22 protein-coding genes and 1 riboswitch are annotated in these 25,210 nt (G+C 36.8%); all 22 genes read right to left on the bottom strand.

The annotated features are described in order from the left end of the window. Window positions 1–20: 20 nt before the first annotated feature. The 22 genes from spoVS to dapA all read right to left on the bottom strand — a co-directional run bounded on the left by spoVS (window position 21) and on the right by dapA (window position 25,210). Window positions 21–281, bottom strand: a complete 261-nt coding sequence (spoVS, locus tag Q3V31_RS08545) for a stage V sporulation protein SpoVS (protein WP_000404341.1) — start codon at window positions 279–281, stop codon at window positions 21–23. Window positions 282–430: 149 nt separating this feature from the next. Further along, on the bottom strand, window positions 431–1,225 hold the full coding sequence (locus Q3V31_RS08540; RefSeq protein WP_001221088.1) for a TIGR00282 family metallophosphoesterase: 795 nt from the start codon (window positions 1,223–1,225) through the stop codon (window positions 431–433). 171 nt (window positions 1,226–1,396) lie between these two features. Continuing rightward, window positions 1,397–2,959 carry a ribonuclease Y gene (gene rny, locus Q3V31_RS08535; protein ID WP_000099778.1) on the bottom strand — a complete coding sequence of 521 codons (1,563 nt, stop codon included), beginning with the start codon at window positions 2,957–2,959 and terminating at the stop codon, window positions 1,397–1,399. A gap of 482 nt (window positions 2,960–3,441) precedes the next feature. Continuing rightward, window positions 3,442–4,473, bottom strand: coding sequence for a recombinase RecA (gene recA / locus Q3V31_RS08530; protein WP_001283855.1), 1,032 nt, complete (start codon window positions 4,471–4,473; stop codon window positions 3,442–3,444). A 143-nt stretch (window positions 4,474–4,616) separates the two neighbouring features. Continuing rightward, on the bottom strand, window positions 4,617–5,855 hold the full coding sequence (locus Q3V31_RS08525) for a competence/damage-inducible protein A (RefSeq protein WP_000990702.1): 1,239 nt from the start codon (window positions 5,853–5,855) through the stop codon (window positions 4,617–4,619). A gap of 21 nt (window positions 5,856–5,876) precedes the next feature. Continuing rightward, window positions 5,877–6,455, bottom strand: a complete 579-nt coding sequence (pgsA, locus tag Q3V31_RS08520) for a CDP-diacylglycerol--glycerol-3-phosphate 3-phosphatidyltransferase (RefSeq protein ID WP_001052978.1) — start codon at window positions 6,453–6,455, stop codon at window positions 5,877–5,879. A gap of 63 nt (window positions 6,456–6,518) precedes the next feature. Then, window positions 6,519–7,445 carry a helix-turn-helix domain-containing protein gene (locus tag Q3V31_RS08515; RefSeq protein WP_000137494.1) on the bottom strand — a complete coding sequence of 309 codons (927 nt, stop codon included), beginning with the start codon at window positions 7,443–7,445 and terminating at the stop codon, window positions 6,519–6,521. A 21-nt stretch (window positions 7,446–7,466) separates the two neighbouring features. Beyond that, complete coding sequence (locus tag Q3V31_RS08510; protein ID WP_000574107.1) at window positions 7,467–8,252, bottom strand: DUF3388 domain-containing protein; 786 nt, start codon at window positions 8,250–8,252, stop codon at window positions 7,467–7,469. 139 nt (window positions 8,253–8,391) lie between these two features. Then, window positions 8,392–8,640 carry a DUF3243 domain-containing protein gene (locus tag Q3V31_RS08505; protein WP_000114449.1) on the bottom strand — a complete coding sequence of 83 codons (249 nt, stop codon included), beginning with the start codon at window positions 8,638–8,640 and terminating at the stop codon, window positions 8,392–8,394. Between the two features lie 75 nt (window positions 8,641–8,715). Further along, on the bottom strand, window positions 8,716–9,429 hold the full coding sequence (gene ymfI / locus Q3V31_RS08500; RefSeq protein ID WP_000759588.1) for an elongation factor P 5-aminopentanone reductase: 714 nt from the start codon (window positions 9,427–9,429) through the stop codon (window positions 8,716–8,718). Window positions 9,430–9,545: 116 nt separating this feature from the next. After that, complete coding sequence (yfmH, locus tag Q3V31_RS08495) at window positions 9,546–10,832, bottom strand: EF-P 5-aminopentanol modification-associated protein YfmH (RefSeq protein WP_000411955.1); 1,287 nt, start codon at window positions 10,830–10,832, stop codon at window positions 9,546–9,548. Then, entirely contained in the window at window positions 10,833–12,107 is a 1,275-nt protein-coding gene (gene yfmF / locus Q3V31_RS08490; protein ID WP_000772408.1) for an EF-P 5-aminopentanol modification-associated protein YfmF, read from the bottom strand. A gap of 210 nt (window positions 12,108–12,317) precedes the next feature. Further along, entirely contained in the window at window positions 12,318–13,277 is a 960-nt protein-coding gene (locus tag Q3V31_RS08485) for an ABC transporter permease (protein WP_000008059.1), read from the bottom strand. Beyond that, the gene (locus Q3V31_RS08480; protein ID WP_001074493.1) at window positions 13,278–14,336 is read right to left on the bottom strand and encodes an ABC transporter permease; all 1,059 of its coding nucleotides are present in this window, start codon (window positions 14,334–14,336) and stop codon (window positions 13,278–13,280) included. It abuts the gene before it with no gap. After that, entirely contained in the window at window positions 14,329–15,861 is a 1,533-nt protein-coding gene (locus tag Q3V31_RS08475; RefSeq protein WP_000456922.1) for an ABC transporter ATP-binding protein, read from the bottom strand. The genes Q3V31_RS08480 and Q3V31_RS08475 overlap by 8 nt, the downstream gene beginning before the upstream one ends. Before the next feature lie 108 nt (window positions 15,862–15,969). Continuing rightward, on the bottom strand, window positions 15,970–17,046 hold the full coding sequence (locus Q3V31_RS08470; RefSeq protein WP_000730601.1) for a BMP family lipoprotein: 1,077 nt from the start codon (window positions 17,044–17,046) through the stop codon (window positions 15,970–15,972). A gap of 90 nt (window positions 17,047–17,136) precedes the next feature. Continuing rightward, complete coding sequence (locus Q3V31_RS08465; RefSeq protein WP_000114184.1) at window positions 17,137–17,862, bottom strand: GntR family transcriptional regulator; 726 nt, start codon at window positions 17,860–17,862, stop codon at window positions 17,137–17,139. A gap of 226 nt (window positions 17,863–18,088) precedes the next feature. Continuing rightward, window positions 18,089–18,190, bottom strand: a riboswitch (purine riboswitch). 204 nt (window positions 18,191–18,394) lie between these two features. Further along, window positions 18,395–20,785 carry a DNA translocase FtsK gene (locus tag Q3V31_RS08460; protein ID WP_001118770.1) on the bottom strand — a complete coding sequence of 797 codons (2,391 nt, stop codon included), beginning with the start codon at window positions 20,783–20,785 and terminating at the stop codon, window positions 18,395–18,397. A 212-nt stretch (window positions 20,786–20,997) separates the two neighbouring features. Further along, window positions 20,998–21,201: a YlzJ-like family protein gene (locus tag Q3V31_RS08455; protein ID WP_000605032.1), complete on the bottom strand. Its 204-nt coding sequence runs from the start codon at window positions 21,199–21,201 to the stop codon at window positions 20,998–21,000. Next, on the bottom strand, window positions 21,198–21,947 hold the full coding sequence (gene tepA / locus Q3V31_RS08450; protein WP_000139810.1) for a translocation-enhancing protein TepA: 750 nt from the start codon (window positions 21,945–21,947) through the stop codon (window positions 21,198–21,200). The genes Q3V31_RS08455 and tepA overlap by 4 nt, the downstream gene beginning before the upstream one ends. 103 nt (window positions 21,948–22,050) lie before the next feature. Next, complete coding sequence (locus Q3V31_RS08445; protein WP_000823078.1) at window positions 22,051–23,721, bottom strand: ribonuclease J; 1,671 nt, start codon at window positions 23,719–23,721, stop codon at window positions 22,051–22,053. A gap of 610 nt (window positions 23,722–24,331) precedes the next feature. After that, window positions 24,332–25,210, bottom strand: a complete 879-nt coding sequence (gene dapA, locus Q3V31_RS08440; RefSeq protein WP_329764370.1) for a 4-hydroxy-tetrahydrodipicolinate synthase — start codon at window positions 25,208–25,210, stop codon at window positions 24,332–24,334.

Below are 25,210 nucleotides of genomic sequence, written 5' to 3'. Positions count from 1 at the left end.
TGCAAACAGGTTGTTTCAACTTAACGAGGTTCTACAATTAATTTTATTGCCGTACGCTCTTCGCCATCGATCATAATATCTGTAAACGCTGGGATACAAATCAGATCCAAACCACTAGGCGCTACAAATCCTCTTGCAATTGCTACTGCCTTTACCGCTTGATTCAATGCACCTGCACCAATAGCTTGAATTTCTGCTGTTCCGCGTTCGCGAATAACACCTGCAAGTGCACCAGCTACAGAATTAGGGACCGACGTTGCTTTAACTTTTAATATTTCCATTCCGCGTTTCCTCCTCGTTTTTATAAAAAGTAATAGCAATTATTTCACTTTAACTTATATTCACGAGGAATGGCACGTATTCCTGCTAAATTTCTGTAATTTTTCTAAAAAATTAAAATATAATGACTTCTCTAACTTTTCGTTAAAAATTACTCAAAAAACGGCTGATCATCATTAATTAAAATGCGTTCAATTTTCTTCGCTTTCCCTGTATTTGGATCCACATCGATTAAAACTGCACTTAATTGCGTTCTGCCATTCGTTACCTCAAAACGTACTGGTAAGTTCGTTAAAAACTTCTTCAATACCGCTTCGCGATCCATACCTAAAATACCATCATACGGTCCTGTCATACCAACATCTGTAATATAAGCTGTTCCGCTTGGTAAGATACGATTATCAGCTGTAGGAACGTGTGTATGTGTACCTACTACAGCTGTAGCACGGCCATCTACGTACCAACCTAACGCCTGCTTCTCACTTGTTGTTTCAGCATGAAAATCAACAAAGATAATATTCGTACGTTTTTTTGCAATATTGATTAATTCATCCACTTTTCGGAATGGACAATCAATTGGAGGTAGGAAAGTACGTCCTTGTAAGTTAATTACTGCAACTTCTGTTCCGTTACAGTTCACAAAGATAAGACCTTTTCCTGGCGTTCCTTCTGGGAAGTTAGCTGGTCTTGCAAGATATTTAGCATCATCAATAAATTCAAATACTTCACGATTATCCCAAGCATGGTTTCCAAGCGTAACTGCCTGTGCCCCGCACTCCAAAAAGTTTCGATATATTTTTTCCGTAATTCCACGTCCACCCGCAGCATTTTCTCCATTAATGATTGTTACTGTAGGTGTATATTTTTTCTTTAATGCCGGTACGTACTGTTGAATCATGTCTCTACCAGGAGATCCTACTACATCCCCAACAAATAATATTCTCATATGTCTTACCCTTTCTATGTACTGCATTTTTTATTACCTTACTCTAACAAGCAATTTCCTTATAATATTAAAAATTTACCTATTATAAGTTTCTTTCACTTGCATACTTCTCATAAATAATTTTATTTTACCCAATTCCAACACAAAAAAATAAAGTGGTGTTTCACCACTTTATTTTGCGTATTCCACTGCACGTGTTTCACGAATAACAGTAACTTTAATATGTCCTGGATAATCCAGTTCACTTTCAATACGTTTTCGAATATCACGAGCTAAACGATGAGCTTCTAAATCATCAATTGTATCTGGTTTTACCAGAATACGAACTTCACGTCCTGCTTGAATTGCGAAAGATTTTTCTACGCCTTCATAAGACTCTGAAATTTCTTCTAACTTTTCAAGACGACGAATGTAGTTCTCAAGTGTTTCACTACGAGCTCCCGGTCTTGCAGCTGATAATGCATCTGCTGCTGCAACTAGAACTGCAATGATAGAAGTTGGTTCTGTGTCACCATGGTGAGATGCGATACTGTTTATTACAACAGGATGCTCTTTATATTTCGTTGCGAGTTCAACACCAATTTCAACGTGGCTACCTTCTACTTCATGATCAATTGCTTTTCCGATATCATGTAATAGACCAGCACGTCTTGCTAGTTTTTCATCCTCACCAAGCTCCGCTGCCATAAGTCCAGTTAAATATGCAACTTCCATAGAGTGTTTTAAGACGTTTTGTCCATAACTTGTACGGTATTTTAAACGACCTAAAATCTTAATTAAATCTGGATGTAAGCCATGAACACCCACTTCAAACGTTGTTTGCTCTCCGACTTCACGAATATACTCGTCCACTTCACGTCTTGATTTTTCGACCATCTCTTCAATACGCGCTGGGTGAATACGTCCGTCCTGTACTAGTTTATCAAGAGCGATACGAGCTGTTTCACGACGAATCGGGTCAAATCCAGATAGAATTACCGCTTCTGGTGTATCATCGATAATAAGGTCAATACCTGTTAACGTTTCTAGCGTACGAATATTACGACCTTCACGTCCGATAATACGTCCCTTCATTTCGTCGTTTGGAAGATTTACAACCGAAACGGTTGTTTCAGCAACATGATCAGCTGCACATCTTTGCATTGCAAGAGATAAAATCTCTTTTGCTTTCTTATCCGCTTCTTCTTTCGCACGAACTTCACTTTCTTTTACCATAACGGCAATTTCATGAGAAACTTCACTTTCTACTTTACCAAGAATAATTGCTTTCGCTTGTTCGCGTGTCAGATTGGAAATGCGCTCTAATTCTGTTTGTTGCTTTTGAACTAACTCTCCCACTTTGCTTTCCAACTCTTCAATCTGTTGTTGTTTCGCTACAAGAGAATCCTCTTTCTTTTCCAACTGTTGCTCGCGCTTATCGAGCGTTTCGTCTTTACGATCAAGGTTCTCTTCTCTTTGCATTAAACGATTTTCTTGTTTTTGTAATTCGCTTCTACGGTCACGAATTTCTAATTCAGCTTCTGTACGAAGTGTATGAATTTCATCCTTTGCTTCTAAAAGCGCTTCTTTCTTAAGTGCTTCTGCTTCACGATTCGCTTCGTCTAGAATACGTTTCGCTTCATTAGTTGCACCATTAATCTTCGCTTCAGCAATAGACTTTCGAACAAAAAAGCCAACAACTGCACCGACTGTTGCAAGCAAAATGGAGATGAGTATCCAAACTGTACTACTCATGATTTCACCTCCCCTTGCTATGAATGAAAAAAGACTGTCGGCATGTACATTGAATAGCAACGTACAGCAAAGACCGTCGTCCCGCTTTTTTAAGGGACTTTCTTCATTTCACAATTAAAATGTCATATTATTATTTCGGCAAGATTTAAGTCTTACTCCGAATATTACTTCTCTTCTTGAGAAGAGTATATCGTATATAAGAAAAAATATACATTCTCATTGTATCTATCGCAATTTTCATTGTCAAGCGTTGTCTACTTTTACTTTCTTTACCTTCAGCCCTGAATCTTATCTGAATTCGAAAAGTAGGTAGCATATTATCCTGGAAAACCTTAGTAAATCCCATTGTCTTCACGTGAAATATATGAATATTCCTCTTTACACATAGCCTTTTGGATAGAATAAATATTTTATCTCCAACTATATACAACGCTTTCATAGCGAATTTAAAAATAAAAGACACGATTCCGTGTCTTTTATTTTTAATCTTGAAGGGTTGAATCTTCCGTGTCTTCAACACCAGAGTCTTCACCAATTCCATGATGTTCACGAACAAAGAAGGCAATTTCCTCTCTTAAATCCGTATTCTCTTTTAAGAATTGCTTTGAATTCTCACGACCTTGTCCTAAGCGTTCTTCATTATAAGAGTACCAAGCACCACTCTTTTGCACGATATCAAGTTCAGAAGCCATATCTAAGATTTCACCTTCTCTTGAAATACCTTCTCCGTACATAATATCAACTTCAGCAACACGGAATGGTGGTGCTACTTTATTTTTAACTACTTTTACTTTCGTTTTATTACCAACGATGTCGTTACCTTGTTTTAACTGCTCAGCACGACGCACTTCAAGACGGACAGTTGAATAGAATTTCAACGCACGACCACCTGGAGTTGTTTCTGGGTTTCCGAACATAACCCCAACTTTTTCACGAATTTGGTTGATAAAGATTGCAATTGTTTTTGATTTGTTGATTGCACCTGAAAGTTTACGAAGTGCTTGTGACATTAAACGTGCTTGTAAACCAACGTGAGAGTCACCCATGTCTCCTTCGATCTCAGCTTTCGGTACAAGAGCTGCTACAGAGTCAATTACGATAATATCAACCGCGCCACTTCGTACAAGTGCTTCTGCGATTTCTAGTCCTTGCTCCCCTGTATCAGGCTGTGATAATAGTAATTCATCGATGTTAACACCTAATTTTTGTGCATAAACAGGATCCATCGCATGCTCCGCATCGATAAATGCTGCTTGTCCACCTTGTCGCTGTACTTCCGCGATTGCATGTAATGAAACTGTTGTTTTACCTGAACTTTCAGGTCCGTAAATTTCAATAATACGGCCACGTGGGTATCCGCCTACCCCTAGTGCCACATCTAGTGCTAAAGAACCACTTGAAATTGTAGAAATTCTACGCTCCGCTTGTTCTCCTAATTTCATAATTGAACCTTTACCGAATTGCTTCTCTATTTGTTTTAACGCCATATCTAATGCCGCTTGACGATCACTCATTCATAATTCCTCCTTAACTGAACTGCTAATCTTATTATACCTATTTTCAATTCAATTTGCCAACAAAAATCGAACATTTATTCGATTTTTTTATTTTATATCGAATCAAACTAGATTTTCCCACAAAAAAAACCAGAAGAAACTTATATCTCTTCTAGTTTTTTGTATAAATGATAAAACCCATATTTTGTAGAGCGTTCTCTAATTTGTTGACGACTTCCACTTAAATTAAGAGGGAAGACTTCAGTCGGTTCATCCTTAATCGCCAATCCAACAAATACTGTTCCTGGTTCTTTATACTCCGAAGCATCAGGTCCTGCCACCCCAGTAAAGCTAATTCCAATATCTGCTTTTAACAGTTTCTTTACATTTTCAGCAAGATAACGAGCACATTGTTTACTAACCGCGCCGTCAGTACGTAACACTTCTTCAGGTACATGTAAAATTTGTTGCTTTACTTCATTTTGATAACAAATGACTCCGCCTTTAAACACAGACGAAACACCCGCATTTTCTGTTACTTGATTTCCAAAGAGACCGCCTGTTAAACTTTCTGCACATGCTAAAGTTAACCCTTTTTGCTTCAATAACTCTATTGCCTTGTAATGAAGAAAATCTTGGTCATATCCGTAGAAAAATTCTCCTACTCTTTCTAAAATCAAATTTTCCACATGTTGAATTAGTTTCTCCGCCTCATTCGCATCATGATGTTTTGCAGTTAAACGTAATGTCACTTCTCCATCATTTGCGAGTGGTGCAATGGTCGGGTTCGTTTGTCCATCAATTAAATCTTGAACTTTTACCTCTAATTGAGATTCCCCAATACCGAAAAAGCGAAGAACGCGAGAATAAATATTTTCCCCTGTTGTAAAGTTACGTAAAAAAGGCTCTACGTACCTTACATACATCGGCTTCATTTCTTTTGGCGGCCCTGGTAATAAAATATAAACTTTTCCGTTTTTATTTAAACCCATGCCAGGTGCCATACCGTGATCATTCGCAAATACAGTCGATCCACTTAGAACGAGCGCCTGCTTTTTATTATTTTCCGTAAATTCACGGCCTGTACGCTTAAAATAATCGCTTATGGACGTTAATGCTGTTTCATCATACACAAGCTCTTCACCTAAGCTAGACGCTATTGTTTCTTTCGTCAAATCGTCTTTTGTCGGCCCTAATCCGCCTGTGAAAATAAGCATATCAGCGCGCTCTTCAGCCAATTCAATTGCCTTTTGTAATCGCTTGTTATTATCACCCACAACAGTATGATAGTACACATTTATTCCAATTGAAGCTAACTTTTCAGATAAAAACTGGGCATTTGTATTTGCAATTTGTCCAAGTAACAGTTCAGTTCCAACCGCAATAATCTCAGCATTCATCCCAATTCCCCCATAAAACTTCTATTTTGAGTTTACAAAAGCAGCCCTATTTTTCCAGAAATAATCCCATCCTGAAATAACAGTGAAGATTAATGCAATCCATATGAAAATATCAGCAACTGGGATATGAATTAAATTTAAAGGTACATCGTGTAATAAATACGCTGCAATCGCAATAATTTGTGTCCATGTCTTAATTTTCCCTAACTGATTTGCTGCCACTACTTCCCCTGTCCCAGCAAGTACGAGGCGTAAACCTGTTACTGCAAACTCACGGCTTATAATTATAATAACGATCCAAGCAGGTACATATTGCATTTCTACCAATGTGATAAGTGCTGCCGAAACAAGTAGTTTATCTGCTAACGGGTCAAGGAACTTCCCTAAATTCGTTACAAGATTATACTTTCTTGCATAATGTCCATCAATCCAATCTGTAGCCGAAGCGATAATAAAGATAAGTGCCCCTACTAAATGTTGAATTGGTAACTCTACATCACCAATTATAAATGAGCCCCATTCAAAGGGCACTAACATAATTACCATAAAAATTGGAATTAAGAAGATTCTAGATATTGTAATTTTATTTGGTAAATTCACAGCTATTCCTCCATCATATCAAAAACATTTGTTCATTGAAAAAAGTCATCGAAGCGATGACTGTTATTGTGCAGGTTGCCCTATCCCTTGGTTTTTAATCAAGAATTTCTGATGATAATTCTCTTCCGGATTCAATGGGAATGTAACGACTTGGCCATTTAATTTAAATTCAACATTCGGTGCACTTCCTATGTTAAGGTTTACCTCTTTCGCTGTTGATAAATCATATTTTTGGGTCTGGCCTGCCTGTAAAGTACCGCTAAAGATATCATTTCCTGCCTCATTTTTAATACCTATATAACTTGCGTCTTTTGTTGTAATTTCCAATTCTAACGCTTTATTATTATGAATTTCCAAAGTAGATGTTATCTTATCGGTTCCAACTAACTTAATTTCATTCTCACCAGCTGGCTGTCCTTTTTGTTCCTCTTTCTTTGGCTCTTCTTTCTTTGGCTCTTCTTTTTTTGGCTCTTCTTTTTTTGGCTCTTCCGCTTTCTCTTCATCTTTCTTCGTATCTAGCGGAGAATTTTTTGCTTTTTGAACCTCAATTTTCTCACTTTGAGCATTTGGAACTTGCCTATCATCTTTTCCAGTTAACGCTTGAATAACAAACCATACTACCACTCCAAATGCAATCACTAATAACGCAATCAAAATTTTCGGCATATGATCTGCAATTGGCCATGATGAAGATTTTTGCATTGTTTCTTGTGTTTTCTGTCCAGTTGATACTTGTGGAACATCGTGTTTTTCAGATTGTGGTATCGTACTCTGATATTCTACAAGCAGTTCCTCTCCATTTAATCCAACCGCATCTGCGTATTGTTTAATGAATGCACGCGCATAAAAAGTTCCTGGCAATACATTATAATTGCCTTCTTCAATCGCTACTAAATGGCGTTTTTGAATTTTTGTAATTTCATGCAGCTGATCAATAGACAAGCCTTTCGCTTCTCTTGCTTCTGTCAGCTTTTGTCCTAATTCCGTCACTACTAACACCTCAATATTTCTTTAAAAGTCAAACATAGAGAAATTATTTTGCGTACCTTGCTCAATTTCATCTACTAAATTATATTGAATTTCTTCATCATAATCGTTACGCAATTCGATAATATAATCAAAATCATCCAATGTGTATTCCGACTGACTCACAAATACATCTGGATGTTCCACAACTTTCGTTGCAGGCAACCTCATGATTTCACGAACAAGCTGCCAATGTCTTTCATTTGCACGCTTTGTTGATACAATTCCATCTAGTATGAAAATATTATCGTCGCTATACTCATCTTCAATCAATTGGCTACGTACAGTTTGCTTAATAAGAGTCGATGATACGAATAGCCATCTCTTATTTGCACAAACACTTGCGGCAACAATGGATTCTGTTTTTCCGACACGAGGCATTCCTCGTATCCCAATTAGCTTATGACCTTCTTTTTTCATTATCTCCGCCATAAAGTCTACAAGTAATCCTAATTCATCACGTACAAATCGAAATGTCTTCTTATCATCTGCATCTCGTTGTATGTACCTACCATGTCTAACTGCTAGCTTATCTCTAAGCTTTGGCGGACGATATTTCGTTACCGTTATATTATCCATCGTATTTAGAATTGATTCAAGTCTAGAGATTTGCTCTTGATTATCACACATAAGCAGAAGTCCACGTCGTGCATTATCTACACCATTAATTGTGACAATATTGATGCCAAGCATACCGATTAACGAAGAAACGTCACCAAGTAAGCCAGGTCGGTTTTTATGTATTTCATATTCAAAATACCATTCAATCATCCAAGATCACTCCCCCACGCTTACTTTACACCTACGTACTATATTATATGATTTCACCTTAATAGGGAAGCTAAATGTATAATCTACCCCTCTTAATTATTATACAAAAAAAGTAGAGAGGAGTTTCTCCTCTCTACTTTTACTTATGTTGTACAAACTTCACCATTAAATTTGCGATTGTATGTTGCTCTTGTTCATCAGCAACTTTCCAAAGCTCAGACAATAATTTTTCTTGATCGTTGCGCGCTTCTACTTCATTAGCTAAATAATCTCCAACACGAAATGCCATATCTGATACGGCACCACCATCAAGCCCTTTCCCCCCCGCTTGTTCTAAACGTTCTCCCAAAAAGCTCTTCCACTGATCAAAATTATCTAACACTGACATGTTTAAGCACCTCACTATTGAGTAATAGAATCATGCTTAATTTGTACATTTTTTTGTTTTTTATGTAAGAAATTTTTAACAATGCCAACCGCCATTGACTCCAATAATTTGCCCCGTAATATAAGAAGCTCCTGGTGAAACAAGGAAGGAGACTGTTTTTGCTACCTCTTCCGGTAGTCCTAGCCTACCTAATGGAATATCTTCAGCAATTTCATTTTTATCATCTGCTGAAAATATATTTAACATTTCTGTTTCGATTGCACCTGGCGCTACCGCATTAACACGTAATCCACTTAAAGAAACTTCTTTCGCTAAAGCTTTCACATATGAATTTTGTGCACCTTTTACCATTGAGTACAGCACCTCACAAGATGCTCCTATTTGCCCCCAAATGGATGAAATAACAACAACATTTCCACTTCTCCGCCCGATCATCGATGGAAGCGCCATCGAAAGAAGTCTATATACACTCTTCACTTGAAGCTCGACCATATAATCTAATTCTTCATTTGTAACATCTGTTACTAATCCAAAAATACTCTTTCCAGCTGCGTATACAATAACATCAATAGGATGTTCTATTTGCGCCCACAATTCCTCTGCTCCATCTCTAGAAGCTAAATTTGCTTGCACAGGAATCACTACATCAAATTCCTTCTGTAACTCCCTTACCTTCTCTTCGCTTTTATTGTAATGAATATAGACTGTATAACCATCCTCGATTAACTGCTTCGAAATAGCAGAGCCAATCCCTCCGCTCCCTCCAGTTACTAATGCATACTTTTTCATAAGTTCCCTCTCTTATCTTTTATGTATAAATAAATAATACCCTCATCTTACCATTTGGCAATAACCAAACGTTAGATGAGGGATATAGATACTGCGTTTTTTATTCAAGTATCACTTTACTTTTTTGGCAACACTTGGCAGACGCTCATTCTTTCTTCAATTAATAATGTTTTTGCTGCTTGTTGTAGGTCTTGAACAGTTAAGCCTTCTAACACTGTAAGAGCATCAAATAAACTAGATTCATTAAACGCATATCGTGTAAACTGATTTGCAATATATTCAGGTGAATTCAATGATCGTAAAAATCCACCTATTTTCTTTTTCTTCACCCGTTCCAACGCAGCCTCATCTAACTGATCATAATTCGTTTGCAGTAAAATACCTTTTAATCGATCTGCCAATTCATCAGGTTGCTTCGTATCTCCACCAACCATCGCAAAACCGAAGTTATTTTCTTCTGTATAGTCATACGAGAACGAATCATCAATAAGACCTTCATTATATAAAGATTCATAATGAACTGACCCTTTTCCAAATAAATAATCTAAAAGTAATGTAAGCGCAATTTCTTGTTTTAAAAGAGCTTGCCCTTTTTCTTGTAAATTCGTTGCTTTAATACCAACTAAACATTTTGGAGTTTGAACAGGCATTGAAATAATCTTTTTCTTTTCATTTACTTCTTCTGGTTCCTCTTCAAAAGAACGAACGATTTCCGGTTGGTTTTCGTAATCTTTTTTCTCTTGATTGTCACGAACTAAATCCATTGTTTTTTCAGGATCAATCGCTCCAACAACAAACAATAACATATTGCTTGGGTGGTAAAAAGTCTCATAACACTCATACAATAGGTCTTTTGTAATTTTACTAATAGACTCAATCGTCCCTGCAATATCAATTTTAATTGGATGCTTCACAAACAAGCTATCGATTAACCCAAAATATAAACGCCAATCTGGATTATCTTGGTACATTTGAATTTCTTGGCCGATAATACCTTTTTCTTTTTCAACCGTTTTTTCCGAGAAATACGGTTCTTGAACAAAATTTAACAACGTATTTAAATTTTGCTCTACATTTGATGTACAAGAAAAGAGGTAAGCCGTTCTCGTAAAGGACGTAAAAGCATTTGCTGAAGCACCTTGTTTACTAAACAATTGAAATGCGTCATGGTCCTCCTTTTCGAACAATTTATGCTCAAGAAAATGAGCAATCCCATCTGGCACACGAGTCATTTCTTCTTTTCCAAGTGGGACAAACGTATTATCAACAGAACCGTACTTCGTCGTAAATGTCGCAAATGTTTTATTGAATCCTTGTTTCGGTAAAATGTATACATCTAATCCATTCGGAAGTTTTTCATAATATAGTGTCTCTTTTAATTGCTCATACACAATCTTCTCCATTTATTCTCCCTCCGTTCCATGTAAAAAGTAAATTGTATCTAATTCAATATTATTAGCAACTTTCACAATTTCTTCTTTCGTCACGCCTTCTATACCCGTTAGCCACTCTTCAACTGGACGCGTACGCTCTGAAATAACGCCATGATAAAGCATTTCAACAAAACCACGTGGTGTATCAACAGCCTCTAAGATTTGATTTTGAATTACACTTTTTGTTTGTTGCATCTCTTCCTCTGAAAAATCACCGTTTTGCATTGCTTTCATCTGTTCTTTAATAATTTCAACCGCTTTTTCAAAGTTCTTCGCTTCAATTCCAGACATAACGAAGAGCAAACCTTTATGACTTTCAAATCTTGATGCTGCATAGTACGCTAAACTATTTTTTTCACGGACGTTTACGAATAACTTTGAATGAGAAAACCCTCCAAATAATCCGTTAAACAATTGCAGTGCAAAATAATCTTCATCTTTATACGTAATGAATGTGCGATAGCCGATATTTAATTTACTTTGCTTTAGTTCTTGTTTTTCAACAATTTCTTTCTCTTCATTATTTCGTTTATGAAGAAGTACATTTCTTTCTTTCACAACACGAGGCGAAATCGAAAAATACTTATTTACAAGCTCCACAGCATCTTCTGAAATGTCACCAATAATATATAAATCCATTTCATCTTCCGCTAACACTTTTTGATAATATTGATACAAACTTTCATTTGTAATAGAAGCAACACTTTCTTTTTTCCCATTTGCACTTAAACGATATGGTTCTACTTTGCACATTTCTTCAATTAAACGCTCGTTTGCATAACGCATTTTATCATCATAAGTAGCCTCAATTCGTTGCAAGAGTGCTCGTTTCTCACTTTCTACAATAGCAGGTAGAAAACCTTCGCCTTCTGTTGCTGGATGTAAAACAATATCAGATAACATAGAAAGCGCTTTTTCAAATAACGGTGGTGCATCGCGTAAATATGTTTCATTTGCGATGTCTACATAAATAGAGATAATATGGTCTTCCCCTTTCTTACTTACATCTACCGCTAAAGAAGATCCATATAATTCTTCTAAATATTGACGAAGGCGAATTACAGAAGGTAGTTTTTCTGTCGCACTTTGCAATACGTATGGCAATAGGGCACGCTCTGTCACCGTCTCCTCATTTAAAGGTGCTTTAAAACGAAATACAAAGGTATTTGTTTTATATTTATCAGTCGGAATAATATGTACTCGCAAGCCACCTAATTCATGTAGTTGCTGTTCCATTAGTTTCATTAATAGCCCTCCTTTACGTATGTAGGAATATTCCTCTTCAATATACAGTTTTTAGAAATAAAAAATCAACTTTTCTTCCTTATTATGCTTACATTTGAGTCTTTCTAAAAACTTTAATATGTAAGGAACATAGTAAATTTCCGTATTAAATATATTCTATGTAAAAAAGCCCGCACTAATGTGCGAGCTTTTCTTATACTTTCTAAATACTCATCGTTTTCCTTTTTCATAAGGCGTTCCTAATGCTTTCGGAGCTTCAGATCGGCCTACAAAACCAACAAGTGCTAATATTGTGAATACATACGGTAATATCGTTAAGAATACACTTGGAATTTCTTTTAATACAGGAATTGTACCACCTGTTATCCCAAGTGATTGAGCAAATCCGAAGAATAGAGCTGCTCCAAGGGCACCTAGTGGATTCCATTTACCGAAAATCATAGCTGCTAATGCTAAGAAACCTTGTCCAGTAATTGTAGCACCTGAGAAGTTACCAGAAATCGACATTGCGAAGACCGCACCACCCACTCCTGCGAACATTCCAGATATACAAACTGCAATATAACGCATTTTATATACATTAATCCCCATCGTATCTGCTGCCATTGGATGTTCACCAACTGCACGAAGACGAAGACCGAACGGCGTTTTATAAATAATGTACCAGACAACAAAAGCTAAAATAATAGCAATATATGATGTTAACGGTACATTTGAGAAAAAGATTTTTCCGATTACCGGAATATCCGAAAGGCCCGGAACATCGATTTTTTCAATGCGGTATTGAATGAAATCAGTTTGTCCTTTGCCAAAGATTTTCTTAATCGCAAATACTGTTAAACCAAGAGCTAAGAAGTTAATCGCTACCCCACTTACTACTTGATCCGCACGGAATGTAATAGATGCTACCGCATGAAGAAGTGCAAATAACCCACTACCAATCGCTGCAAATAATAGTGCAATCCACGGAGTCATCGCTCCCCACGTATCACCCATTAATAACGTTGTAACGATACCAGTAAATGCACCAAATAACATTAAGCCTTCTAATGCTATATTTACAACTCCAGAACGTTCACTGAACACTCCACCTAACGCCGTAAAAATAAGTGGCGCTGCCGTATATAACGTACCAGTCACAAGAATGGCTAAAATATCTATAAAGCTCATTTATTTCCCCTCCTTGCTCATGCGTGTAAGTGCCCAGCGTAAAACATAACTGCAAGCAACAAAGAAAATAATACATGCAATAATAACATTAATTAACTCAGAAGGTACATCTGCTTCAAAATTCATTTGCGGGGCTGCACTTTTCAAACCACCGAACAGTAAAGCCGATAATAATATACCAAACGGATTATTTCCTCCAAGAAGAGCTACCGCAATCCCATCGAATCCAATACCAGTAAACGACGTCATTGCCGTCATACTTTGGAATGTTCCTAGACCTTCCATTGCCCCACCAATTCCAGCAAAAGCACCAGCAATCGTCATTGATAATACAACATTACGAGAGACTTTCATCCCTGCATATTGCGATGCATTTTGGTTAAAACCAACCGATTTTAACTCATATCCTAACGTAGTTCTATCTAGCAAGAACCACATTACAATAGCAATTATAATAGCTACAACAATTCCCCAGTGCAAACGAGATCCATCTGTCAATGAAGATAGCCAATCAGAAGCTAATGAAGCACTCGCTTGTACATCATAAGATTTCTCGTTACCTTCATGTATAAAACGTTTAATAAGGTCATACGTAACATAAAGCGCAATATAGTTCATCATAATTGTTACAATTACTTCATTTACTTTAAGCTTTCCTTTTAAATATCCAGGTATAAAACCCCATAAACCACCAGCAATCGCGGCTACTAAAATAGATAATGGAATATGCAAAAATGCCGGTAACGATACTGCATAACCAAACCAAACAGCGGCAAGCCACCCAACTAATAATTGTCCTTCTACCCCAATGTTAAAAAGACCAGTACGAAATGCAAATGCCACGGAAAGTCCTGCTAGCACAAGCGGAATCATCGTACGTAACGTTTCACCAATTGCTTGCGGATTTCCAACCATTCCTTCCCAAAGCGCTGCATACCCAACAATTGGATCATATCCACTAACTAACATTACAATGGCACCAACAAGTAAACCAAAAATAACGGATAATACAGGAACTAAAATATTAATTGTTCGCTCCGTTAAAAATTTTTTAGCCATTTGTATTCACCTTCTCTTTCTCCGTTCCGCCAGCCATCAACAAACCAAGCTGTTGTTCATTTGTTTCTTTTGCATCGACAATCGCTACAATTTCCCCTTCATATATAACAGCAACTCGATCGCTAACATTTAAAATTTCATCCAGTTCTAACGATAGAAGTAATACCGCTTTCCCCTTATCTCTCTGCTCGATTAACTTCTTATGAATAAATTCAATCGCCCCTACATCTAAACCACGTGTTGGTTGTGCTGCAATTAATAAATCTGGATTTCGATCTACTTCACGTGCAATGATAGCTTTCTGCTGATTTCCACCTGATAGAGCACGCGCTAATGTTTGTTCGCTAGGCGTACGTACATCAAACTGTTCAATAAGAGCCTTTGCTTTCTCTGTGATTTTACTAAAGTTTAAAATCCCCTTCTTTGAAAATGGGTTTTTATAGTACGTTTGCAAAACTATATTGTCTTTAACAGAAAAATCAAGCACTAGCCCGTGTTTATGACGGTCTTCTGGAATATGACCAATTCCTTCCTCTGTAATTCTTCGAACAGGCCAATTCGTTATTTCTTTTCCTTTAATTGCAATAGAACCTGACTCAACTTTTCGTAAACCAGTAATCGCCTCTATTAATTCACTTTGTCCATTTCCATCAATCCCTGCAATCCCAACAATTTCTCCTGCACGAACAGTTAAGTCAAGGCCTTTTACAGCAGGTAATTGGCGTGCATCATGAACGACAATATTCGAAACAGATAGAACCTCTTCTCTCGGTTTAGCCTCTATTTTTTCTGTTTTAAAATTCACTTGACGTCCGACCATTAATTCTGCAAGTTTATGTTCATCCATTTCCGCAACGTCAACTGTACCAATCCCTTTACCTTTACGAATAATTGTACAACGATCGCAAACTTCCATAATTTCTTTCAACTTATGTGTAATAAGAACGATAGATTTCCCTTCTTGTACAAGTTTTTTCATAATTTGAATCAATTCATTAATTTCTTGAGGGGTTAATACCGCAGTAGGTTCATCAAATATTAAAATCTCCGCACCACGATAAAGTGTCTTTAATATTTCAACCCTTTGCTGCATCCCAACCGAAATATCTTCAATCTTTGCATATGGATCAACAGCTAAACCGTACTGTTCAGATAATTGTTTAATTTCTTTTGCAGCCTCTTCAACAGCGATTTTCCCTTTTCTCTTCGGTTCATTTCCAAGAATAATATTCTCTGTAACTGTAAAATTATGAACAAGCATAAAATGTTGATGGACCATCCCAATTCCAAGGTCATTTGCTATATTCGGATTTGTAATTTTTACAGGTTTCCCTTTAATTTTAATCTCTCCCTGTTCTGGTTGATACAAACCGAACAGTACATTCATCAATGTTGATTTCCCTGCACCATTTTCTCCAAGTAAAGCGTGTATCTCTCCCTGTTTTACTTGTAGCGTAATATCATCATTCGCTACAATGCCTGGGAATACTTTTGTAATATTGTTCATCTCAATTACGTATTCCATTTTGTTCCTCCTTCTAGCAGGGAACACTCCCCAATTGCAGTCTATTAAAGGTATTTTTATATATACAAAGGTTAGTTCTAAGAACTAACCTTTGCTATTTCTCTATTATTATTTCTTTAGAGAAGCTTCATATGCTTTATATTCTTCGTCAGTTGCAGGTACTTTAATTTCACCAGCAGTAATTTTCTTCTCAAATTCTTCTACTTTTGTTAAGATTTCTGGATTTACTTTTTTCACATTGTCAGTAGTTTTCGCAATACCAACACCGTCATCTTTTAATCCGAACTCTTCTATTTTACCGCCTTTTAACTTACCATCTTTCGCTTCTTGCGCTACTTTAGCTACTGCAATATCAACACGTTTTACCATAGAAGTTAAAGTTACGTTTTCAGGCATACCTTCTTGGTTTTGGTCACGGTCAACACCGATTACCCAAACGTTTTCACCTTTTTTCTTACGGTTTTTTGCTTCTGTGAATACACCGTTACCAGTTGCACCTGAAGCGTGATAAATTACGTCAACACCTTGACCGTACATTGCTGAAGCTAATACAGATCCTTTTTCTGGCTTATCAAACGCATCAGCATATTGCGATACAATTTCGATATTTGGATTTACTGCTTTTGCACCAGCTTTAAAACCTGATTCAAATTTTGTAATTAATGGACTCTTCACACCACCAACAAAACCTACTTTATTTGATTTTGTTGTCATTGCTGCTACAGCTCCAACTAGGAATGAACCTTCATGGTCTTTAAATGTAATACTTGTTACGTTTGGCTTATCCACAACTGTGTCTACAATCGCAAACTGTTCTTTCGGATACTGTTCAGCTACTTTTGTAATCGATTTTTCCATTAAGTAACCAATACCAAATGTTGTGTTATAATTATCTTTCGCAAATTTCGTTAAATTCGGGATATAGTCTGCATCCTTACTTGATTGCAGGTAACGATATCCTTCATTTTTCTTTAAGTCGTTGTCTTTACCAAATTTCGTTAAACCTTCCCAAGCTGATTGGTTGAATGATTTGTCATCAACGCCCCCAACATCTGTAACCATACCAACCTTAAACTCTTTATCCCCTTTTTTGTCACTATCCGCTTTATCCGAGTTACCACATGCACCTAACACTGTACTTGCTGCTAACGTTAACGATAATAAAAGACCTGTTTTTTTCTTCATACTAGAAACCCCTCCTGAAATGTTTTATCTAATGAATCATACGCTGCTGTCCCTTACTTCTTGCTGTCACCTCCCTAAAAAGGAACTTCCCTACATACGCTTTCTTAATACGTGGAAGCTAAACTTATCAGCTCTAAAGTAATTAATAGAATATAAGATTGGCTCATCATTTTGATCATAGTGCATTTGTTTTAAAACTAGCAGTGCCGTTTCAGGTTCACATTCTAAAATCGGTGAGATTTTCGGATGATAACCAATCGGTTCAATATGAGCAACTGCGTAAGTGATACGCTTATGCGTATTATTATGTATAACTGTAAGCAGTGATTCCTCATTGTACCCCGATAAATCTGGTAATATCTCTTTCGCTAGTTTATCAATGCAATATACAACTGGTTCCCCATCCGCTGTACGAACACGCTCAATCATTACCGCATTAAAACCATCTTCACTATTAAACTTCTCTTTTTCTTCTTCTGTTAAAGTTGTTGTAGATGATGATAAAAAGATTGTTCCTGGTGTTTTCCCCACACTAGAAATCATATCTGTAATACTAGAAAGTTGCTCTATTCCAGAAGAAAATAATGGCTTCGCATTTACAAACGTCCCTACACCATGTCTACGAATAACAACATTTTCTTCTTCTAAAATACGTAGTGCTTCCCTTAAAGTTGCCCTACTTACACCAAGTTCTTTCGCTAGATCGAACTCTGAAGGTAACTTTTGTTTTTCTTTGTAAGCCCCATCTTTAATTTTTCCTTTGATGTGATCAATCACTCGCAAATACAAATGACGACTATCGGATTTTACTGACATAAGACTCCCCCGCATTTCAATTATTCGACCTCTGATGTAAGACTTCTTTTCTCTTTTTTCAACTTACAACATAGTATGAAATACTAACAATAAGCATAATTGTCGAATAAATATTAATAATTTTTCAAGAAGAAATTTTCACTCTTTATTCCATAAAAAAAACTTTGTACCATAAACATTCCTCATATAGAGAAAAAGTTCGGCACAAAGATCCCTTACATCCTTTGTTACACACTTTTCCCCTCATAGTCTAGCAATTCATGGTTGCCAGGTAGAAACTTATGGACCTTATCTCCAAGATTATATGAGGCAGTGATTCTTTTCGAAGTAATCTTACCACTTGCTCCCATATGTGTCAACAGAATTCAACATTTTTCTACATTAAATATCGAACGTTTCGAAAACCAAAACAATAAGCATTCGTATTCTAAAGAGCACCTCGTTATGTAAGCCCTTTCTTTTATGTTGACTATAGTATATAACAAAAACAGCATATAAAAAAGCCTAATTGTAAAAACAATTAGGCTTTTTTTCAAGAACTTTTTTCTTGTACATCTTTAATGAGTACTTCCCTCGGTTTACTACCTTCATAAGGACCTACTACACCATTCATTTCCATGGCATCAATTAAACGAGCCGCTCGCGTATATCCTACTCTAAATCTACGTTGTAACATAGACACAGATGCTGTTTGCATTTCTACGACAAGCTGAATCGCTTCATCGTATAATTCATCTTCTACTTCCCGCTTTGTTTCAGGAACATCTTGCGGAATCATATCCTCTTGATATTGCGCTTTTTGTTGCGCAACAACATATTCTACGACTCTCTCAACTTCATCATCTGATAAAAATGCTCCTTGTACACGAACAGGTTTCGATGCACCAATTGGTATGAACAACATATCTCCACGCCCCAGCAACTTCTCTGCACCACCACCGTCAAGAATCGTTCGAGAGTCTGTTTGGGAAGATACAGCAAATGCAATACGCGATGGAATATTCGCTTTAATAACACCTGTAATAACATCAACTGACGGACGCTGAGTCGCAATAATTAAATGAATACCAGCAGCACGTGCCATTTGAGCTAAACGCATAATCGCATCTTCTACATCAGAAGATGCAACCATCATTAAATCAGCTAACTCGTCCACAATCACTACAATATATGGTAATTCTGGTTGTTTCGCTTCCGATTGGCTATTATGCTCTTTAATATGATCGTTATACCCTTCAATGTTACGCGTACCGCTATGCGCGAATAATTCATAACGACGCTCCATTTCACTCACAACTTTCTTCAAAGCCTGTGACGCTTTTTTCGGATCAGTTACAACTGGCGTTAATAAATGCGGAACACCGTTATATACATTTAACTCTACCATTTTCGGATCAATCATCATTAATTTTACTTCATGCGGTTTCGCACGCATTAAAATACTTACAATAATTCCATTAATACATACACTCTTTCCGCTACCAGTCGCACCAGCTACTAATAAATGGGGCATTTTATTTAAACGTGCCAATACAGCCTCTCCTGTAATATCACGTCCAAGACCAATTAATAACTTCTCTTCTGGGTGGTTATTCGCCTTTGAATCAAGAACTTCTCTGAGCGTTACCATAGAAACTTCTGAATTCGGAACCTCAATCCCAACAGCTGATTTCCCGGGAATAGGTGCTTCAATACGAATGTCTTTCGCTGCTAAAGCAAGCGCTAAATCATCACTTAAACTAACAATTTTGCTTACTTTTACTCCCATATCAGGATACACTTCATACTTCGTAACTGCGGGACCTCTATGTACTTTTGTTACTTTCGCTTTCACACCAAAACTTTGGAATGTACGTTCCAATTTACGAGCATTTTCATAAATTTCCGCATTTTCATTTGTAACTTGCTTATTTTTTGGAAACTTTAATATATCAAGCGAAGGAAGCTTATAATCTTTATTTTCCACATTAGAAAATTGCATAGGAGGTGTTTTCGTTTCACCTTCTAGCGATTCAACTATTTTTTCTCCTCGTTTCTTTTGAGGTTGCTCTTCTGGTGTAGCCGGAACTGCCTCTTCAATAAACGGAGGAGTGATTAAATCATTTTCATTTTCTTTTATCTGCTTTTCCGCCTCTTCACTTACTGGATAATTCTCAGTAAAATTTGAAATAATTGGCGGACCGATTTCTATCTCTTCTACTGGCTCAATAGCCTCTTCTCGTTCGGCAACTCGTTCACGCCTCGTACTTCTTGTTGTTTTTTTCTTTTCAGTTTGCTCAGCGACCCTTTTAGATCTCCAATCTTTATAATCCCCTTGCATTACTTCGAATTGACTTCTAAGAATTCGCCCTACAGGAGCCAGCACTTCTCCAATATGTTTATTTGTTATACACAGTATCCCGAGAATAACTAAAATAATGCCAATGATATATGCTCCTACTTCGTCAAATAAGAAATAACACGTTGCGAACATAAGCGCACCGAACATACCACCACCTAAATGAACACTATCTGGGCCCTTTTTCATTTCAAGGAAGAAGTAATCTTTTGTACTAACAATTACAGAAGTATTTTGCACCGCTCCATCTTTCGTAAGAAGATTAAATAATGTAATATGACTAAACATTAATATTGCTAATACAATTAAATAAACACCTATTAGCCGTTTATTTAAAAGGTTTGGCCATCCACGCTTTATAACAAAAGCAACAGATAAAGCTATTACACCTAAAACACCAATTATGTACCACTCACCAAAGAAGAAGCGAAAAAATAACACAAACGATTTCCCTACTACACCTAGCTGTAAAATCGTAATAATCGAAAGTGCAAAAAGAGTCAACCCGACGATTTCATAATACAAAGTTGGCTTTATCGTACGCCTTGCTTTTGCCTTCGTCCCTCTTTGCTTTTGTTTTGCCATTTCTTCACCTCGTGTTCTAAAAATTAAGTACAACTTCCTAAAAAAAGCTCTACTTATATGTCTTTCTCTCTATTTTTCTGGTCTTTATATCTTCTATTTTTACACTTCTTGTAAAATGTTAAATAAACAGAAGAAAGCAGCCTACTCATGGCTGCTCAACCGTCTTGTTTTTTATATTATACCATAGCTTCTAAACAAAATCCTTCTTTTTGCTAAAAGGTAATTTTCTGTCCAGGCTCAAACTCTAGGTAGTGAGACGGATTCGTACTTAGCACACGTACAATCGAGTAACATTGATTATCCTCCTCAGAGACCATTAATTCCACGCCATTTACATTCACAACTTTTTGACTTTCGCATTGTGAATAATCGGCCGGATATACAAGTTGCTCTGGCATAATTGTATATAAAATCATTGTAGCATTGTCCCTTCTGTCTGATTATCCACACGCGCATCAATTAATTCGTTTAACTTCCGCAGCGCGCCACCAATACCGCCGACATCATCTATAAGACCATACTTCACTGCATCTCCACCTATTACATTCGTCCCAATATCTCGCGTCAAATTCCCTTTTGCAAACATAAGCTCTTTAAAACGATCTTCCGTTACTTTCGAATGCTTTGTCACAAATCGAATGACTCTTTCTTGCATTTTATCCAAATACTCAAATGTTTGCGGCACACCTATAACAAGACCTGTTAAACGAATTGGATGAATTGTCATCGTCGCTGTTTCGGCAATAAATGAATAATCGGTTGAGACCGCAATCGGTACACCAATTGAATGCCCTCCTCCTAAAACAAGAGAGACAGTTGGTTTTGAAAGCGAAGCCACCATTTCAGAAATTGCTAACCCAGCTTCAACGTCACCTCCAACTGTATTTAATATTAAAAGTAAGCCTTCAATTTTCGGATTTTGTTCAATCGCGACAATTTGCGGAATGATGTGCTCATATTTTGTTGTTTTATTTTGTGGCGGCAACTGAATATGACCTTCCACCTGCCCAACAATTGTTAAACAATGAATACGCGATTCATTCATTTGCGGGACATTCGTCTGTCCAAGTTGTTGAATTTTCTCCACTATAGAAGCTTCTTTCGGAATTTCTTTCGGCTCAGCTTCTTTTTCTTCATTTGTATAACGATCACGTTCTGTCATATCGTATCCCCTTTCACTCGTATATAACTATTATTTCTTAAGTTATAAATTTCATTCGATAGGGTTTAAAAAAGAAAAAGATCACCTGTAAAGGTGATCTTCTTTATACTTCCATAATAATCGGTAAAATCATTGGCTTTCTCTTCGTTTCTTCGTACAAGAACTGCCCTAATAATTCACGAATATTTTGTTTTAACATAGACCATTCAATTGAATATTCTTTAATAGATTGTTCAACAATCATACGTACAATATCTGTAGATCGCTCGATCAACGCTTCTGATTCACGTACATATACGAAACCACGTGAAATAATTTCTGGACCAGAGATAATTTTCTTTTCATCTTTACCAAGTGTCACAACAACAACTAAAATTCCATCTTGAGATAACATCTTTCTATCTCGAAGAACAATATTACCAACGTCGCCAACACCTAATCCATCAATTAAAACATTGCCAGCTTGCACTTTACCAACTAAGTTTGCTTCTTCATCGCCAAAAGCAATTACATCGCCTTTTTCTACAATAAAGATATTTTCTCTCGCAATCCCTACATCTTCCGCTAAATATGCATGTGCTTTTTGCATACGGAACTCACCATGTACGGGTACAAAATACTTCGGCTTCATTAAATTTAACATTAGTTTTAACTCTTCTTGGCTACCGTGACCTGAAACGTGTACTTTTCTTTCACCATAATAAATAACCTCAGCCCCAGATCTAAATAACAAGTCAATAATTTTTGATACAGATATTTCATTTCCTGGAATTGGTGAAGCTGCAATAATAACTGTATCACCTTTACGAATTGAAATTTGTTTATGAGCTTGCTTCGCCATTCTAGAAAGGGCTGCCATCGGTTCCCCTTGACTACCTGTCGTTAAAATAGCTACCTTTTTCTCTGGGAAATTGTCTACTTCTTGTAATGAAATAACCATACCTTCTGGAACATCTAAATAACCAAGACGTCTTGCAATGTCTACTACTTTCACCATACTACGTCCTACTACCGCTACTTTTCTTCCTGTTTCAGCAGCCGCATCAAATACTTGTTGAATACGATGTACATTTGATGCAAATGAAGCAACGATAATACGACCTTCTGCACCGTAGAACACTTTAGAAATTTCTACACCAACTTCTTTTTCCGAACCTGTGTAGCCTGGACGCTCAGCGTTTGTACTATCAGATAATAAGCAAAGTACGCCTTCATTTCCGATTTGCGCCATTTTCCCAAGATCTGCTCCATTATTTCCAATTGGAGTTTGATCAAATTTAAAGTCCCCTGTATACACTACAGCACCTTTTGATGTATGGAAACAAACACCAACAGAATCCGGAATACTATGTGTCGTTCCAAAGAATGACACCGTTGTAGTATTAAAATCTACTGTTGAATTTGAATCGATTGTTTTTAAGTCTACACGGCCTAACATGCCCGCTTCGCCAAGTTTTTCTTGTATAAGTCCTACTGTTAATTTCGTTGCATACACTGGAATAGATAATTTACGAAGTACATAAACAATTCCACCAATATGATCTTCATGACCGTGAGTAATAAATAAACCTTTTACTCGCTCTTGATTTTCCACTAAGTATGTAATATCAGGAATAACGATATCAATTCCAAACATTTCATCTCCTGGGAACATTAATCCTGCATCTACAATAAAGATTTCAGAATCAATTTCAACACAGTACATGTTTTTCCCGATTTCACCTACTCCACCAAGAGCAAATACTTTAACAGACTCATTCTCTTTTCTCTTCATGTTGTTGCCTGGTTTAAAAATCTTGCAAACACTGATTTCACTAAAATTGTAGAGACACCAGGGGAAACTCTACAACCACCATATATTCACCGTCCAAGACGAATGTCCTTACCGTTATGCGATATCATGTCCTTGTTTATTTTTTAAACCAGGTTTCACCTCTCTTTCATTATATAAATCAAATATCTTATTCGATATGATATGAAAATTTCATTGAATCATAATTTTTCCCAATTTTGCTAAGCATACCCGTACTAAGCTACTTAGCCATATTATACCTGATACAAGAAATAGAACACAAGTTAAATTATGCGAAAGACAAGAGAAGACATTAAAATGAGGTTATAATTTACGAGGGTGAAATTCATATCATCTTTATTATTTTTCCTACTCCACAAGAGTTTAATGGAAAAATATTCATGCGATTTCTTTGCATGAATATAAAACTATATGCACTGAAAATGTTTCATAATATATTAACTATGCAATCAGTATATAACTAATTAAATGTTATTTCCCCTTCCCCCTACATCCTATTAACTCTAAGGAATGTTACTACAGTTAGTTAAAAAAATAAAAATGACCTAGTTTCACACTAGGTCATTTTTTATTAACGAGGAATGGATTGCATTACAGATTGTAACGTTACTCTTTCTTCTTCTGTTAATGGAAGAAGCGGTAAACGTACAGAACCTACATCTAATCCCACCATTTGTAACGCTGTTTTCACTGGAGTTGGGCTTGGCGCCATAAATAATGAATCCGTTACTCTTACAAGTAATTGATGTAATTTTTGCGCCTTCTCAAATTCTCCTGCTTGGAACGCTGCAATCATTTCTTGCATTTCGTTTCCAATAACATGAGATGCTACTGAAACGATACCTTTCGCCCCAACTGCCATAGCCGGTAACGTTAAACCGTCATCACCGCTGTATACTGCAAAGTCGTCCGCTGTTTTTTCAATGATTTCTGTCATTGTTAACACATCGCCGCCTGCATCTTTAATCGCAACAATGTTTTCGATTTCTGATAAACGAACAACTGTATCAACGGAGATTTGTACAATAGATCGCCCTGGAACGTTATATAGCATAACCGGAAGTGGCGTGCTTTCAGCAATCGTTTTAAAGTGCTGATACATTCCTTCTTGACTCGGTTTGTTATAATACGGCGCCACTAGCATAACTGCATCAACACCAACTTCTGTTGCCTTTTTAGTTAAGTCAACAGAGGCATGTGTATTATTGCTACCTGTTCCAGCGATTACGGGCACCCTTTTATCGACAACAGTTACGACATGGCGATATAACGCTACTTTTTCTTCTGATGTTAATGTAGGAGATTCACCTGTCGTTCCTCCTACCACAATTGCTGTTGTACCGTTATCAATTAAATAATTTACCAATTTCGTTGTCTTTGCAAAATCGATATTCCCGTTTATATCAAACGGTGTTACCATCGCGGTTGCAATTGTCCCAAAATCTATCAT

The sequence above is a fragment of the Bacillus nitratireducens genome, assembly GCF_036320425.1.
Classification (GTDB): Bacteria; Bacillota; Bacilli; order Bacillales; family Bacillaceae_G; genus Bacillus_A; species Bacillus_A nitratireducens.
Note: the sequence above shows the minus strand (reverse complement) of the source record. Positions and strands in the feature narration are given on the sequence as shown.

Excerpts from the sequence above, each read along its gene's own strand:
- Q3V31_RS08505 (WP_000114449.1), bottom strand. The coding sequence starts at position 8,640 with ATGTCAGTGTTAGATAATTTTGATCAGTGGAAGAGCTTTTTGGGAGAA.
- Q3V31_RS08485 (WP_000008059.1), bottom strand. The coding sequence starts at position 13,277 with ATGAGCTTTATAGATATTTTAGCCATTCTTGTGACTGGTACGTTATAT.
- Q3V31_RS08445 (WP_000823078.1), bottom strand. The coding sequence starts at position 23,721 with ATGAAGAGAAAAGAGAATGAGTCTGTTAAAGTATTTGCTCTTGGTGGA.
- Q3V31_RS08480 (WP_001074493.1), bottom strand. The coding sequence starts at position 14,336 with ATGGCTAAAAAATTTTTAACGGAGCGAACAATTAATATTTTAGTTCCT.
- rny (WP_000099778.1), bottom strand. The coding sequence starts at position 2,959 with ATGAGTAGTACAGTTTGGATACTCATCTCCATTTTGCTTGCAACAGTC.
- Q3V31_RS08455 (WP_000605032.1), bottom strand. The coding sequence starts at position 21,201 with ATGATTTTATATACAATTATGCCAGAGCAACTTGTATATCCGGCCGAT.
- Q3V31_RS08470 (WP_000730601.1), bottom strand. The coding sequence starts at position 17,046 with ATGAAGAAAAAAACAGGTCTTTTATTATCGTTAACGTTAGCAGCAAGT.
- tepA (WP_000139810.1), bottom strand. The coding sequence starts at position 21,947 with ATGACAGAACGTGATCGTTATACAAATGAAGAAAAAGAAGCTGAGCCG.
- Q3V31_RS08540 (WP_001221088.1), bottom strand. The coding sequence starts at position 1,225 with ATGAGAATATTATTTGTTGGGGATGTAGTAGGATCTCCTGGTAGAGAC.
- Q3V31_RS08510 (WP_000574107.1), bottom strand. The coding sequence starts at position 8,252 with ATGATTGAATGGTATTTTGAATATGAAATACATAAAAACCGACCTGGC.
- Q3V31_RS08465 (WP_000114184.1), bottom strand. The coding sequence starts at position 17,862 with ATGTCAGTAAAATCCGATAGTCGTCATTTGTATTTGCGAGTGATTGAT.
- Q3V31_RS08460 (WP_001118770.1), bottom strand. The coding sequence starts at position 20,785 with ATGGCAAAACAAAAGCAAAGAGGGACGAAGGCAAAAGCAAGGCGTACG.
- Q3V31_RS08525 (WP_000990702.1), bottom strand. The coding sequence starts at position 5,855 with ATGAATGCTGAGATTATTGCGGTTGGAACTGAACTGTTACTTGGACAA.
- spoVS (WP_000404341.1), bottom strand. The coding sequence starts at position 281 with ATGGAAATATTAAAAGTTAAAGCAACGTCGGTCCCTAATTCTGTAGCT.
- yfmF (WP_000772408.1), bottom strand. The coding sequence starts at position 12,107 with ATGAAACTAATGGAACAGCAACTACATGAATTAGGTGGCTTGCGAGTA.
- recA (WP_001283855.1), bottom strand. The coding sequence starts at position 4,473 with ATGAGTGATCGTCAAGCGGCATTAGATATGGCGTTAAAACAAATAGAG.
- Q3V31_RS08475 (WP_000456922.1), bottom strand. The coding sequence starts at position 15,861 with ATGGAATACGTAATTGAGATGAACAATATTACAAAAGTATTCCCAGGC.
- dapA (WP_329764370.1), bottom strand. The coding sequence starts at position 25,210 with ATGATAGATTTTGGGACAATTGCAACCGCGATGGTAACACCGTTTGAT.
- yfmH (WP_000411955.1), bottom strand. The coding sequence starts at position 10,832 with ATGGAGAAGATTGTGTATGAGCAATTAAAAGAGACACTATATTATGAA.
- ymfI (WP_000759588.1), bottom strand. The coding sequence starts at position 9,429 with ATGAAAAAGTATGCATTAGTAACTGGAGGGAGCGGAGGGATTGGCTCT.